This is a genomic window from Variovorax sp. AC194 (assembly GCF_979257995.1).
In genome coordinates, this window is the sequence record NZ_OZ409823.1 from 480689 (window position 1) to 493814 (window position 13126).

Annotated in this window: 13 protein-coding genes; 5 read left to right on the top strand and 8 right to left on the bottom strand. The window is 68.4% G+C overall.

What is annotated here, in order from left to right; translation table 11 throughout:
• Positions 1-22: 22 nt before the first annotated feature.
• The 7 genes from ACZYRS_RS02270 to ACZYRS_RS02300 form a co-directional block, all read right to left on the bottom strand.
• A complete protein-coding gene (locus ACZYRS_RS02270; RefSeq protein WP_463417968.1) occupies positions 23-952 on the bottom strand; it encodes a helix-turn-helix domain-containing protein in 930 nt (309 codons plus the stop codon).
• A 121-nt stretch (positions 953-1073) separates the two neighbouring features.
• Positions 1074-2057, bottom strand: a complete 984-nt coding sequence (locus ACZYRS_RS02275; protein WP_463417969.1) for a Bug family tripartite tricarboxylate transporter substrate binding protein — start codon at positions 2055-2057, stop codon at positions 1074-1076.
• Positions 2058-2097: 40 nt separating this feature from the next.
• Positions 2098-3072 carry an MBL fold metallo-hydrolase gene (locus tag ACZYRS_RS02280; RefSeq protein WP_463417970.1) on the bottom strand — a complete coding sequence of 325 codons (975 nt, stop codon included), beginning with the start codon at positions 3070-3072 and terminating at the stop codon, positions 2098-2100.
• On the bottom strand, positions 3069-3272 hold the full coding sequence (locus ACZYRS_RS02285; RefSeq protein WP_463417971.1) for a DUF2783 domain-containing protein: 204 nt from the start codon (positions 3270-3272) through the stop codon (positions 3069-3071). The genes ACZYRS_RS02280 and ACZYRS_RS02285 overlap by 4 nt, the downstream gene beginning before the upstream one ends.
• On the bottom strand, positions 3269-4927 hold the full coding sequence (locus ACZYRS_RS02290; protein WP_463417972.1) for an FAD-dependent oxidoreductase: 1659 nt from the start codon (positions 4925-4927) through the stop codon (positions 3269-3271). The genes ACZYRS_RS02285 and ACZYRS_RS02290 overlap by 4 nt, the downstream gene beginning before the upstream one ends.
• Before the next feature lie 7 nt (positions 4928-4934).
• Entirely contained in the window at positions 4935-6056 is a 1122-nt protein-coding gene (locus ACZYRS_RS02295) for an alpha/beta hydrolase family protein (RefSeq protein ID WP_463417973.1), read from the bottom strand.
• Positions 6049-6597 carry a VOC family protein gene (locus ACZYRS_RS02300; protein WP_463417974.1) on the bottom strand — a complete coding sequence of 183 codons (549 nt, stop codon included), beginning with the start codon at positions 6595-6597 and terminating at the stop codon, positions 6049-6051. Before ACZYRS_RS02300 ends, ACZYRS_RS02295 begins: the two co-directional genes overlap by 8 nt.
• Positions 6598-6681: 84 nt before the next feature.
• Here ACZYRS_RS02300 and ACZYRS_RS02305 point away from each other — a divergent pair, with 84 nt between their 5' ends.
• The 3 genes from ACZYRS_RS02305 (at position 6682) to pyk (ending at position 10410) form a co-directional block, all read left to right on the top strand.
• The gene (locus ACZYRS_RS02305) at positions 6682-7587 is read left to right on the top strand and encodes a LysR family transcriptional regulator (protein ID WP_463417975.1); all 906 of its coding nucleotides are present in this window, start codon (positions 6682-6684) and stop codon (positions 7585-7587) included.
• 93 nt (positions 7588-7680) lie between these two features.
• Entirely contained in the window at positions 7681-8874 is a 1194-nt protein-coding gene (locus ACZYRS_RS02310) for a phosphoglycerate kinase (RefSeq protein ID WP_463417976.1), read from the top strand.
• An 87-nt stretch (positions 8875-8961) separates the two neighbouring features.
• Positions 8962-10410 carry a pyruvate kinase gene (gene pyk, locus ACZYRS_RS02315; protein ID WP_463417977.1) on the top strand — a complete coding sequence of 483 codons (1449 nt, stop codon included), beginning with the start codon at positions 8962-8964 and terminating at the stop codon, positions 10408-10410.
• A 64-nt stretch (positions 10411-10474) separates the two neighbouring features.
• Here pyk and ACZYRS_RS02320 read toward each other — a convergent pair whose 3' ends face one another.
• Positions 10475-11491: a 1-aminocyclopropane-1-carboxylate deaminase gene (locus tag ACZYRS_RS02320; RefSeq protein WP_463417978.1), complete on the bottom strand. Its 1017-nt coding sequence runs from the start codon at positions 11489-11491 to the stop codon at positions 10475-10477.
• A gap of 138 nt (positions 11492-11629) precedes the next feature.
• On the opposite strand from ACZYRS_RS02320, the gene ACZYRS_RS02325 reads away from it, so the two are divergent.
• Positions 11630-12115 carry an Lrp/AsnC family transcriptional regulator gene (locus ACZYRS_RS02325; RefSeq protein WP_463417979.1) on the top strand — a complete coding sequence of 162 codons (486 nt, stop codon included), beginning with the start codon at positions 11630-11632 and terminating at the stop codon, positions 12113-12115.
• A 35-nt stretch (positions 12116-12150) separates the two neighbouring features.
• Positions 12151-13080, top strand: coding sequence for an alpha/beta hydrolase (locus ACZYRS_RS02330; RefSeq protein ID WP_463417980.1), 930 nt, complete (start codon positions 12151-12153; stop codon positions 13078-13080).
• Positions 13081-13126 lie beyond the last annotated feature (46 nt).

A 13126-nucleotide genomic window follows, 5' to 3' on the forward strand; every position in this document is an offset into this window, starting at 1 on the left:
CGCGGGGCGAATCAGCCGGTCGTCAATCGCACATGAGCTGGCGCGCGCGCCACTGGCTCGGGCTCACGCCATGGCGTTCGCTGAACACGCGCGAGAAATGCGCGGCGTCGGCAAAGCCCAGCTCGTAGGCGACCTGCGTGATGGTGCGGCGGCTCTGCGGTGCGGCGAGCAGGTCGCAGGCGAGCGCCAGGCGGCGCCGCACGATGTAGGCATGCGGCGTGAGCGCCAGCGTGTCGAAGGCCGTGTAGAGGCTGCGGCGCGACATGCCGCAGGCCAGCGCGACGGCCTCCACGCTCAGCATCGGCGCGGTCAGGTTGCGCTCGATGTAGCTCTGCGCCATGCGCAGCTTGCGGTGCGTCGAGCGCTGTTCGCCCTCGCCCGATGCGCCCACCTGCCGCACCGCCGTGCCCATCAGCGCCGTGATCGAGTCCTGCAGCACGCGCTGGCCGTCGTGCTCGAGCGCCACGCCCTCGTCCAGCAGGCTGCGCAGCGCTGCGCAGGCGACGCTGGCCGTGCCTTGCGCGGGCAACGCCTTGCCGGTGATGCGCTCGATGCCCGAACCCCACGGGCTCATCTCGTCCAGCGGCAGCAGCAGCATCAGGAAGTGCGAGTCCTCCGAGGTCTCGATGGTGTAGGGGCGCGAGGTGTCGTAGATCGCCCATTGGCCGGCGCGGATGTGGGTGCTGCTGCCCTTCTGGTCGAGCTGGTTGCTGCCGCCGAGCTGCCACAGCACCTTGAAGTAGCGCCCGCGGTCGCGCGCCACCAGGCCGCGCGTGCGCATCACGCGGTGCGCGCTGGCCCGCACGTCGGCCACCACGCTGTCGTGAAAGCGCGCGACCAGCGCCTGGCCCTGGAAGGGGCTGGACGACTGCGCGTTCTGGGCTTCCAGCGAGAGGATCTGCTCGGACACCTGCTGGCCCCAATGGCGCAGGACATTGGTGCTGAAAGGCACCGGGCTAAAGGAGGCTGGCCCGGCGGGAGCCAGCGGCGCTTGTTCCATGACGTGTCTCCAGTCTTTCTTGTCCTGGCAAGGCCGCCGTATGACGGCCTGCTGCCGGCGCGCGGCGCCCGAATCAGTCCAGCTGCACGCGCGAGGCCTTGATGACCTGCCCCCAGCGCGCACTCTCGGCGCGGGCCAGCTCGCGGAATTCCTGCGGCGTGCCCGGCTGCGCCTCGAACCCGAATTCGGCGAAGAGCTGGACGATGCGCGGCGCCTGCATGGCCTTGTGCAGGTCGGCGTTCAGGCGCTTGACCACATCGTCGGGCATGCCCGCGGGACCGATGAGCCCATGGAAGGCGAAGGCATTGACCTCGGGATAGCCGAGCTCGGCGAAGGTCGGGATGTCGGGCATCGACTTGGCGCGCTGCGGCAGCGCGATCGCCAGCGCGCGCACCTTGCCGGACTTCAGATACGGCAGGCCGGCCGCGAGGTCCAGCATCATCATCGGCACCTGACCGCCCATGATGTCCTGCAGCGCCGGCGCGCCGCCCTTGTAGGCCACGTGCGTCATCGTGAGGCCGGCCTTCTGCTTGAACAGCTCCATCGCCATGTGGTGCGGCGTGCCGACGCCGGGCGAGGCGTAGTTCAGCTTGTCGGGGTTCGCCTTGGCATAGGCCACGAACTCCGCCAGCGTCCTGGCGGGAAAGTCGGGCCGCACGACCAGCGCCACCGGAAAGCGGCCGATGGCGCCGATGTACGTGAAATCGGTGGCGGGCTTGTAGGGCAGCTTGGCGAACATGTGCTCGTTGAACAGGAGCGCGGCGTTCTCGGCCTGCATGATCGTGTAGCCGTCGGGGCGGGACTGCATCAGCGCCGCCACCGCGATGTTGGTGGACGCGCCGGGCCGGTTCTCGATGATCACGGGCTGGCCCAGCGAGGGGTGCATCGCATCGGCCAGCTGGCGCGCCAGGTTGTCCGTGCCGCCGCCCGCGGCATAGGGAACGATCCAGCGGATCGGCTGGGACGGATAGGCGCCCTGCGCCGAAGCCGGGCCCGCCGCGGTCATCGACATCGCCAGCGAGAACGCGGCCGCGAGCAGGCAAAGGATTCTTTTCATCGTCTTGTCTCCAGGTCTTTTTTTGAAAGGAAATCGAGGGTCAGCCGCGCAGCGTCTGCCACAGCTCGCGGTCGCGCTCCGCGGTCCACACCACGGGATGCTCGATGCCGCGCAGCTCGTCGTAGGCGCGCGAAACGTCAAAGGGCAGCACGTGCTGGAACACCGGCCAGCTGCCAAAGCGCGGCGTCATCGCCGCGTCGGCGCGCGCGAAACATCCGCGCAGCGTGTCGCCGGCCGCGATGCCCTCGCGCACGCTGGCCAGCAGCGTCGAGAGAAAGGCTTTCGTGAGGCCGATGGCTTCGGCGCAGGCGCCTTCGTCCCGCAGCACCGCGCCGCGGCCCGGCACCAGCACGCGGGGTTTGAGCGCCAGCACCGCATCGAGCGTACCGGCCCAGTCGCCGATGTAGGCGTCGCCCGCGTACACGCCGCAGTGGTTCTCCACCACGTCGCCCGAGAACAGCACGCCGCAGTCGGGCAGCCAGGCGACGGTGTCGCCGCTCGAATGGCCGCGGCCCAATGCCATCAGGCGCAGCTCGCGGCCCAGGCCCGGGCGCGGACCGAGCCACAGGCTCATTTCGCGCTCGAAGCTCAGGGTCGGAAACGTGAGGCCCGGGATTTCTTCCACGCCCTCGAAGAGGCGCGGAAAGCGGCCGACCTCCGAGTCGAAGTCGGCCTGCCCGCGGGTGAGGATCCAGTCGAGCGTGCCCTTGCTCGCGATGACGGCTTCGACCTCGTCGAAGGCGCTCGTGCCCATCACGCGCACCGCGTGGTAGTGCGTGAGCACGATGGTCTTGATCGGCTTGTCGGTCACCGTGCGGATGGCCGCGAGAAAGTCGCGCGCCATGCGGGGCGTCGGGCGCGTGTCGATCAGCACGACCTGCTCGTCGCCGACGACGAAGCCGCAGTTCGGATCGAAGTCGCTGATGTAGCCGTAGACGTCGGGCGCGAGTTCGCGCAGTTGCGGCTTCTGTTCCCGGGTGTCGGAGGCGGAGGCGAAGGAGGCAGTGGCGTTCATGGTGTGGGGTTTGTCGTGAGGTCTTCGGCGGCGGCGCCGATGCAGGCGAGCAGCACGGCCTGGTCGCCGCACTGGTTGGCCAGCAGCAGCACGAGGCGGGCGTTGAGGTCGGCGCTCTGCACGGCGCCAAGGCCTTCGTGCGCGGCCAGCAGGGCGGCGTAGAAGCCGTCGGGGTCGGGGATGCGGGGCGCTGTGTTCATGGGGCGTCGTCCAGGGCGAGGGCGGTGCGCAACGCGGCGGCGATGCGTTCGGGCGTGGCGTGCGCGAGCACGGCGGCGCGGTAGGCGTCCGGGCGCACGAGCGCAAAGCTGCCGGCCTCGCCGAGGGCCAGATGGCTTGCGAGCTTTTCGTCGGGCTGCAGCGTGGGGAGGTCGCTGTCGCCGCGGTCGCCGCTGATGGCCAGGAGGCGCAAGGGCAGCGAGGCCGTCGCCGCCATCGCCGCCGCGGCTTCGTCGCGCGTCGGCGCAACCCACAGGCCGATGCAGTGCGTGCCGTCGGCCAGCAGCTGCATCAGCGTCGTCTCGCTGCCATCGGCCCAGCGCAGCGGCAGGTTCTGCACCGTGCGCGCGCCTTCGGGCAATTGCGGGGCCGGCGGATAGTCGTTCGCGACCGACATGCGGCCGGTGTTCACCAGCGCACGGGCGAACGAATAGCGCGCGGCCAGTGCCACCACCGCGCGGCGCAGCGTGTGCTCGGCCGGCGAACGCGGCGCGAGGAAGCGCGCCGATCGGCTTGTCACCTCGAGGTTCTGCGCCGCGGCGGGTTGCCGCTCCGCGTCGTAGCTGTCGAGCAGCGCATCGCCCGCCTTCCCTTGCGCGACCAGCGCCAGCTTCCAGCCGAGGTTCGCCGCATCCTGGATGCCGCTGTTGCCGCCGCGCGCGCCGAAGGGGCTCACCACGTGCGCGGCATCGCCGATGAAGAACACATGGCCATGGCGAAAGCGGTCCAGCAGGTGGTCGCGGTACCCGTAGGGGCCGATCCAGACGAACTCGAACTCCACGTCCGGCCCGAGCTGTTCGCGCAGCCGCGCACCCGCCACTTCGGGCTGGCTGATGTAGGCCGTGTCGCAGTCCTCGGGCATCTGGTAGTCGATGCGCCACACGCCATCGGCCATCAGGTGCTGCCAGACGCCGCGGCCTTCGTTGAAGGGCGCATCGACCCAGGTCCAGCGCTCGGTGGGCAGCGGCTTCTTGAAACGCACGTCGCTGATGCACCAGCGGTCGGTGCTGCGCGAGGCGTGCGCCTCGATGCCCAGCTGCGTGCGGATCGGGCTGTTGGCGCCGGTCGCGTCGATCAGCCGGTCGGCCTCGATCGTGTAGCTGCCGGCCGGGGTCTCGATGTCGAGGCGCACGCCGTCGCCCAGCGGCTCGACGTGCGTCACGCGGCTCTTCCAGCGCACGTCGGTCAGCCCGAGTTCGAGGATGCGCTCGACCAGGAACCACTCGACATAGAACTGCTGCAGGTTGATGAACGGCGGTTGCCTGGAGACGCTCGCCGCCTGCAGGTTGAAGTTGTAGACCTCCTGGTCGCCCGAGAAGGTGCGCCCGAACGACCAGGTGATGCCCTTGGCCGCGATGCGCTCGCAGATGCCCAGGCGCTCGAAGATCTCCAGGCTCTTTTGCGCATAACAGATGCCGCGCGACGAGGCGCCGCGCACGCCGACGGTGTCGTCCTCGTCCAGCAGCACCGCGCGCACGCCGCGCTGCGCAAGATCGCAGGCCAGCGTGAGGCCCGAGGGGCCGGCGCCGACGATGACGATGGGGTGGCGAACGATCTTCGCGCTGCCCAGTTCGGGCGGCGGCGTGAAGGGCCAGGCCGGCAGCTCGTAGGCCGGTGCGAAAGCGAAGGTTTCCATGTCTCTTCTATAGCGCGTGGGCGAACTCGGCGATGGCGTCCGCCGCTTTCGGGATCAGTTCTGGCTGCCCGGCCAGGTAGTGGTTGCCGCCGACGATGTCGACGTTGCGGATGCGTGCGCCGCCCGCGGCCATCCACGCATCGCGCGTGCTCGGGAAGGTCGATTGGTCGCCCGTGTAGGTCAGCAGCAGCTTGGGCACCGTGGTGCGCGCGAGGTTGGTGGGCCCGTCGGCCTGCGAGCGCGACGACCATTGCGAGAGGAATGCGGTGAGCGAGGTGGTGCGACCCATTGCATTGGCCGAGTAGTTCACCTGCCGCGCATCGCCCCACACGCTGCCGGGCAGGCGGTCGTTGGCGTCGAGCGAGAGGTCCACGCAGCGCGGATCGGCATGCGTGCGGTAGACGATGAAGGTCTGGTCGCGCGGCGCGCCCGGCGTGCCGCGCAGCAGCGCGAGGCGGTCGATGCACCACTGCTCGATGCGGTCGAGCCGCGCTTTCTGCGCCGCGCTGAAGCGCGCGAGAAAGTCGCGGTCGTAGGGCATGCGATGGCGCGGGTCGTACATGTCGAGCGCGGGGTCCACCGAGAGCGGATCGTGCTCGTCGGTGACCGACGGGTCGATCCAGTCGCGCATCAGCCGCGTGCGGCCCAGGTGCGCCGCGCACAGCGCGATGCCGTCCACCGGTGGCAAATCGCTGGCGTGCAGGTGCGTGGGATCGCCATCGGGCAGGTGCGTGGCGGTGAGGTGCTCGGCCTGCGCCTGGTAGAAGGCCGCGAGCGCCGCGCCGCCCGAATTGCCGACGAGAAACACCTTCTCGTAGCCGGCTTCGCGCAGGTACTGCACGCCGGCGCCCAGGTCCTGGATGGCGCGCTCCATCAGGAGCACCGTGTCGTTGCCCACGAAGCGCGAGTTCAGACCCATGCAGCAGATGCCGCGCTCGGCCAGCGGACCGATGAGGTAATGGCCCATGAAGTTGCTGGTCGGATGCATCACGATGGCCGCGATCTTCTTCGGACCCTGCGGCGCGCGGAAGGCGCCATAGATGCGCGGGCGCAATAGCTGCAGGCCCGACTGGCTTTCCATCGCCGCGCCGGGCTTCACGTCGATGACGGCGAGTTGCAGTTCAGACATTCGGCGTGCCCTTCGCTGCGCGCAGTTGGGCCTTGCGCGCGGTCCATGCGTCGAGGTCCGCATGTGCATGCCGTGCATGCGCATCCATTTCTGCTTGCGTCACCGTCGGCGTCGTCAGTTCCAGGCGAATGCCGTTGGGGTCGAAGAAGTAGATCGATTCGATGATGTGGTGGTCGGTCACGCCCAGCACTTCGACGCCCGCGCCTTCGAGCCGCGCCTTGGCGGCCAGCAGGTCGTCCACCGAATCGACGCGCAGCGCGATGTGGTTCACCCACGCGGGCGTGTTGGGCGAAGGCAGCGCGGCGGTGTCGTCGCCCAGGTCGAAAAAGGCGATGTACGAGCCGTCGCGCATCTGGAAAAAGATGTGCACGTAGGGGCAGTACTCGCCGGTACTCGGCACATGGTCGCTCTGGATGAGGTGCGCGAGCGGCAGGCCCAGGAGGTCTTCGTAGAAGTGGCGGGTCTCTTCGCTGTCGCGGCAGCGCCAGGCGAAGTGGTGCAGCCCCCGGACAGGTGGCGCGGTGTGGGCGGTCGTCGGCATGCGTGTCTCCAGTGAACCGCGATTGGGCGACGCCGCGTCTTATGATGCAATCGAAATTAATTCATCGATTGATGAAATAACCATATGAATCTGACCTTGCGCCAATTGCGCGCCTTCGCCGCTGTCGCCGAGGCCGGCAGCTTCACCGCGGCGGCGCAGCAGCTGCACCTCACGCAGTCCGCGCTCAGCGTGCTGGTGCGCGAACTCGAGCGCGAGATGGGCGTGCAGCTGCTCGACCGCCACACCCGGCGCGTGCAGCTTTCGGAGGCGGGGCGCGAGTTTTTGCCCTCGGTGCATCGGCTGCTCGGCGACCTCTCGAGCGCCGTGGCCGGCGTGACCGATCTGCGTGACAAGAAGAAAGGCTTGCTACGGCTTGCGGCGCCGCAGCTCATGGCCTGCACGCTGATGCCGCGCGTGATCGCACTCTATCGCGCGGCGTATCCCGACGTCGATGTGCGCCTGGCCGACACGCTGCCCGAGCACCTGCTGACCGGCGTGATCGCTGGTGACGTGGAGCTGGCGGTGGGGCAGGACGTGGCGGTGGACGCCACCATCGAGCGCCGCACGCTGCTGCGCGACCGGCACTGGCTGATCTGCTCGCCCGACCATGCCTTTGCGAAACGTCGCAAGGTGCGCTGGCACGAGCTCGCCCCGTACACCTTCATCGCGCCAACGCGCGACTTCCGCCAGCGCGTGCTGCCCGAGCTGGCCCCGGCGGACCGCGAGCTCATGCTGCGCGCCGGCACGCAGGAGGTGTCGTACATGACCACCGCGCTCGGCATGGTGGCCGCGGGCCTGGGGCTCACGGTGTGTCCGACTTATTCCGCGCCGCTCGTGCGCGCCCACGGGCTGCAGATGGTGCGGCTCGAGTCGCCCGATTTCCACCGCGAGGTGTGCGTCTACAGCGCGGCGCGGCGCGCGCTCTCGCCGGCCGCGGCGAGCTTCGTCCAGATCCTGGAGCGCTTCGCCAAGGCGCAGCCGAAGGGTTGAAAAGCATCGGAACGCTGCAAGAGGCGCATAGAGCGGCCGCGGGGCGATACCTACAATGCAAGACGACCTGTTTTCCACTATCTCCAGAGACCCATGAACGTCATTCGATTCACCGACCTCTGCGCTGAGGGCAAGGCCGCCGGCCAGCGCGTGTTCATCCGCGCCGATCTCAACGTGCCGCAGGACGACCAAGGCAACATCACCGAAGACACGCGCATCCGCGCCTCGGTGCCGTGCATCCAGCTGGCCCTGGACGCAGGCGCGGCCGTGATGGTCACTTCGCACCTGGGCCGCCCGACCGAGGGCGAATTCAAGCCCGAAGACTCGCTCGCCCCCGTGGCCAGGCGCCTGGGCGAGCTGCTCGGCCGCGATGTGCCGCTGGTGGCCAACTGGGTCGATGGCGTCGACGTGAAGCCCGGCCAGGTCGTGCTGCTGGAGAACTGCCGCGTCAACAAGGGCGAGAAGAAGAACGACGAGGCGCTGGCCCGCAAGCTCGCCGCGCTCACCGACATCTACGTGAACGACGCCTTCGGCACCGCGCACCGCGCCGAGGCCACCACCTACGGCATCGCGCAGTTCGCCAAGATCGCCGCGGCCGGCCCGCTGCTCGCGGCCGAGATCGACGCCATCACCAAGGCGCTGGCCCAGCCCAAGCGGCCGCTGGTGGCCATCGTGGCGGGTTCGAAGGTCAGCACCAAGCTCACCATCCTGAAGAGCCTGTCGGCCAACGTGGACCAGCTGATCGTGGGCGGCGGCATCGCCAACACCTTCATGCTGGCCGCGGGCCTTTCGATCGGCAAGTCGCTGGCCGAGCCCGACCTCATCGACCAGGCCAAGGCGGTGATCGAGGCCATGCGCGCGCGCGGCGCCGACGTGCCGATTCCCGTGGACGTGGTCACGGCCAAGACCTTCGCGGCCGATGCGCCCGCCACCGTCAAGGACGCGAGCGACGTGGCCGACGACGACCTGATCCTGGACATCGGCCCGAAGACCGCCGCCATTCTTTCGGCGCAGCTGCACGAAGCCGGCACCATCGTCTGGAACGGCCCGGTCGGCGTGTTCGAGTTCGATGCCTTCGAAGGCGGCACCAAGGCCATCGCGCAGGCGATCGCCCAGAGCAGCGCGTTCTCGATCGCCGGCGGCGGCGACACGCTCGCGGCCATCGCCAAGTACGGCATCGAAAAACAGGTTGGCTATATCTCGACCGGCGGCGGCGCGTTCCTGGAAGTGCTGGAGGGCAAGACCCTGCCGGCCTTCGAGATCCTGGCCAGGCGCGCGGCCGGTTGAACCCGGCGGCGGGGAATCTCGTGAGGGTGACTTCCGTCAGACACACAAAGTGTATACAGTAGCGAATACAAAACGGAGACCCATTTCATGAGCACGGATCGCATCCCCCGCCACGCCACCAAGATCGTCGCCACGCTCGGCCCGGCGTCCAGCACCCCCGAACTGCTGGAGAAGATGATTCAGGCCAAGGTCAGCGTGGTGCGCCTGAACTTCAGCCACGGCACGGCGCAGGACCACATCGACCGCGCCACCATGGTGCGCGAAGCCGCACGCAAGGCGGGCCGCGAAGTGGCCATCATGGCCGACCTGCAGGGCCCAAAAATCCGCGTCGGCCGCTTCGCGCAGGGCAAGGTGCTGCTCGAGGCGGGCGCGAAGTTCGTGCTCGATGCTTCCCGCACCGAGCTGGGCGACATCGATGCCGTGGGCCTCGACTACAAGGACCTGCCGCGCGACGTGAAGCCCGGCGACAGGCTGCTGCTGAACGACGGCCTCATCGTGCTGACGGTCGATGGCGTCAAGGGCGAGGCGGTCTACACCACCGTCAAGCTGGGCGGCGAGCTCTCGAACAACAAGGGCATCAACAAGCAGGGCGGCGGCCTCACCGCCCCCGCGTTGACCGCCAAAGACATGGAAGACATCAAGACCGCGATGAGCTTCCAGGCCGACTACGTGGCCGTGAGCTTCCCGAAGAACGCCACCGACATGGAAATGGCCCGGCAGCTGTGCAACGTGGCCGCGGCCGAATTCGGCCACAAGCCCGGCATGATCGCCAAGATCGAGCGCGCCGAAGCGATTCCGAAGCTCGAAGAGATCCTGCGCGCGAGCGACGGCATCATGGTCGCCCGCGGCGACCTGGCGGTGGAAGTCGGCAATGCCGCCGTGCCCGCGCTGCAGAAAAAGATGATCCGCATGGCGCGCGACATGGACAAGGTGGTCATCACCGCGACCCAGATGATGGAGTCGATGATCACCAACCCCGTGCCCACCCGCGCCGAGGTGAGCGACGTGGCCAACGCCGTGCTCGACGGCACCGATGCCGTGATGCTCTCGGCCGAAACCGCCTCGGGCCGCTACCCGCTGGAGACCGTGCAGGAGATGAGCCGCATCTGCGAGGCTGCCGAAGCCGCGGAAGACAAGATGCTCGATGCCGATTTCAGCGGCAAGACCTACAGCCGCATCGACCAGTCGATCGCGATGGGCGCGCTCTTCACCGCGCACCACCTGGGCGCCAAGGCCATCGTGGCGCTGACCGAGTCGGGCTCCACGATGCTGTGGATGAGCCGCCACCGCGCGCACATCCCGATGTACGCCCTGACCTCGCGCCTGGCCACGCAGCGCAAGCTCGCGCTGTACCGCAACGTGCGCCCGCTCCTGATGGACTCGCAAACCGACCGCGACACCGCGCTCGAACAGGCCGAAGCCCATCTGAAGAAGCGCGGCATCGTGCAGAGCGGCGATGTCTACGCGATCACCTGCGGCGAGCCGATGGGCGCGCCGGGCGGCACCAACATGCTGAAGATCTGCCGCGCAAGCTGAGCACGCTCTCGGCAAGGCAAAGGCCGGCGCATGCCGGCCTTTTTCGTTGCGCGGTTCCGTCCGTTCAGCCGTTGCGGAAGAGGAAGCTGTAGGCGTTCAGCGCCGGCACGCCGCCCAGGTGGGCGTAGAGCACCTTCGAGCCGGCCGGGAATTCACCGAGCCGCACCTTCTCGATCATCCCGTGCATCGACTTGCCCTCGTACACGGGGTCGGTCAGCATGCCTTCGAAGCGCGCGCAGAGGCGGATCGCCTCCAGCGTGCCTTCGTTCGGCAGCCCGTATTCGGGACCGCCGAAGCGGCGGTCGAGCACCACGTCTTTTTCGGTGATGTCGCGGCCCAGTTCGACGAGTTCGGCCGTGTTCTTTGCGATGCGCACGATCTGCTCGAAGGTCTGCTGCGGCTTGGCCGAGGCGTCGATGCCGATCACGCGGTCGGCGCGGCCATCGGCTGCGAAGCCCACCACCATGCCGGCCTGCGTGCTGCCGGTCACGGCGCAGACCACGACGTAGTCGAACTTGAAGCCGAGTTCGGCCTCTTGCTGGCGCACTTCTTCGGCGAAGGCCACGAAGCCCAGGCCGCCCTTCGGATGCTCGGAGCAACCCGCCGGAATCGGAAAAGGCTTGCCGCCCGCCTGGCGCACGCTTTCCATCGCGTCTTCCCAGCTCTTGCGGATGCCGATGTCGAAGCCCGCCGCATCCAGCCGCACGTCGGCGCCCAGGATGCGCGACATCTCGATGTTGCCGACCCGGTCGTACACCGCGTCGGAGTAGTTGACCCAGTTCTCCTGCACCAGCACGCACTTCATGCCCAGGTGCGCGGCCACCGCGGCCACCTGCCGCGTCTGGTTCGACTGGATGCCGCCGATGGACACCAGCGTGTCGTAGCCGCCCTCGAGCGCCTCGGGGATCAGGTATTCGAGCTTGCGCGTCTTGTTGCCGCCGAAGGCCAGGCCGCTGTTGCAGTCCTCGCGCTTGGCGTAGAGATCGACCTTGCCGCCCAGGTGCGCGCTCAGGCGCTTGAGCGGGTGGATCGGCGTGGGGCCGAAGGTCAGGGCGTGGCGGGGAAATTTCTTCAGGTTCATCGACGCGGCTCCGAGGGGGATTGAAGCTGTCGATCGTAGAAAGAAGGGCTCGCAACGTGCTTGCGAAGTTCGTGGCAGTTTCGGGAAAAAAGAAGGCAAGATGCGCCGATAAAAGACTTTCAGTTCAAGGATGCCTTCATGAGCACAACAAAGTTGCGTCCGTCGGTGGAGCTCGATCGCACCGACCGCGCGATCCTGCGCGCGCTGCAGCGCGACGCCTCGGTGTCGAACGTCGCGCTGGCTGCCAAGGTGAACCTCAGCGCCCCGGCGTGCCTGCGCCGCGTCGAGCGCCTGAAGGAAGCCGGGTTCATCAAGGGCATCGTCGCGCTGCTCGATCCGGACGCGCTGGAGGTCGGCATGCTGGTGATGATCGGCGTGGTGCTCGACCGCTCCACGCCCGACTCGTTTTCCGACTTCGAGAAAGCTGCGCAGAAGGTCTCGGGCTGCCTCGAATGCCATGTGGTCTCGGGCGAGTTCGACTACTTCATGCTCGTGCGAACCCGCGACAACGACAGCTTCAACCGCCTGCATGCCGAGCAGCTGCTGTACCTGCCGGGCGTGCGGCAGATCCGCACCTTCGTGGTCTTGAAGCAGGTGCTGTCGACCACGCAGCTTCCGATCTGACGAAACCGCGGCGCGCCCGCGTGCGTACTGGTGCGATGAGCTTTCCCACCTTCGCGTCCCTTCGCCGGCGCCGCAGCGCCATCGCTACCGCTTTCACCGTTACCGCAGCCGCCGTGCTGTCGGCCTGCTCCCCGATCAAGGTGCTCAACGGGCTGGTGCCGGAAGACACCTACCAGTTCCAGGGCGGCATCGCCTATGGCGCCGCGCCCCGGCAGCAGCTCGATGTCTACCAGCCGCTCCCCGCCACGCCGCCGGCACGGGGGGGCCGGCCGCTGGTGGTGTTCTTCTTCGGCGGCACCTGGAGCAGCGGCGACCGCGCGAGCTACAAGTTCGTCGGCGAGGCGCTGGCGGCCCGGGGCGCGGTGGTCGTCATCCCCGACTACGGCCTCTCGCCCGCCTTCACCTACCCGGTCTTCGTGCGCGACAGCGCCCTGGCCGTCAAATGGGCGCTCGACAACGCGGCCCAGCTCGGCGCCGACCCCAGGCAGGTCTACGTGATGGGCCACAGCTCGGGCGGCTACAACGCCGCGATGGTGGCGCTGGACGATCGCTGGCTTGGCGAAATCGGCGCGAGCCCCACGCAACTCGCCGGCTGGATCGGCCTGGCCGGCCCCTACGACTTCCTGCCCATCGGCGACCCGCAGGCGCAGGCCGCCTTCAACTGGCCGAACACGCCGCGCGACTCGCAGCCGCTCGCGCATGCGAGCGCCGCCTCGCCCCGCGCGCTGCTGATGGCGGCGTCGAAAGACAACCTCGTCTACCCCGACCGCAACACCGGCCAGATGGCCACGGCGTTGCGCGCCGCCGGGGTGCCGGTGCAGGTGCGGCTGTTCGACAACCTGAGCCACGTCACGCTGATCGGCGCGTTCGGCAAGCCGATCCAGTGGCTCGGAGGGCCGGTGCTGCCGCCGGTCATGGACTTCCTCGGGTTGGCGTCAGTCCTGTCCCACAAGGGGGCTCGGTAGAATTGCGGTAGTTTTCTCTCGTCTTTCCGCCTTCTTCTTTCCTTAT

Excerpts from the sequence above, each read along its gene's own strand:
- ACZYRS_RS02305 (WP_463417975.1), top strand. The coding sequence starts at position 6,682 with ATGAATCTGACCTTGCGCCAATTGCGCGCCTTCGCCGCTGTCGCCGAG.
- ACZYRS_RS02275 (WP_463417969.1), bottom strand. The coding sequence starts at position 2,057 with ATGAAAAGAATCCTTTGCCTGCTCGCGGCCGCGTTCTCGCTGGCGATG.
- ACZYRS_RS02310 (WP_463417976.1), top strand. The coding sequence starts at position 7,681 with ATGAACGTCATTCGATTCACCGACCTCTGCGCTGAGGGCAAGGCCGCC.
- ACZYRS_RS02290 (WP_463417972.1), bottom strand. The coding sequence starts at position 4,927 with ATGGAAACCTTCGCTTTCGCACCGGCCTACGAGCTGCCGGCCTGGCCC.
- ACZYRS_RS02320 (WP_463417978.1), bottom strand. The coding sequence starts at position 11,491 with ATGAACCTGAAGAAATTTCCCCGCCACGCCCTGACCTTCGGCCCCACG.
- ACZYRS_RS02325 (WP_463417979.1), top strand. The coding sequence starts at position 11,630 with ATGAGCACAACAAAGTTGCGTCCGTCGGTGGAGCTCGATCGCACCGAC.
- ACZYRS_RS02300 (WP_463417974.1), bottom strand. The coding sequence starts at position 6,597 with ATGCCGACGACCGCCCACACCGCGCCACCTGTCCGGGGGCTGCACCAC.
- pyk (WP_463417977.1), top strand. The coding sequence starts at position 8,962 with ATGAGCACGGATCGCATCCCCCGCCACGCCACCAAGATCGTCGCCACG.
- ACZYRS_RS02280 (WP_463417970.1), bottom strand. The coding sequence starts at position 3,072 with ATGAACGCCACTGCCTCCTTCGCCTCCGCCTCCGACACCCGGGAACAG.
- ACZYRS_RS02285 (WP_463417971.1), bottom strand. The coding sequence starts at position 3,272 with ATGAACACAGCGCCCCGCATCCCCGACCCCGACGGCTTCTACGCCGCC.
- ACZYRS_RS02330 (WP_463417980.1), top strand. The coding sequence starts at position 12,151 with ATGAGCTTTCCCACCTTCGCGTCCCTTCGCCGGCGCCGCAGCGCCATC.
- ACZYRS_RS02295 (WP_463417973.1), bottom strand. The coding sequence starts at position 6,056 with ATGTCTGAACTGCAACTCGCCGTCATCGACGTGAAGCCCGGCGCGGCG.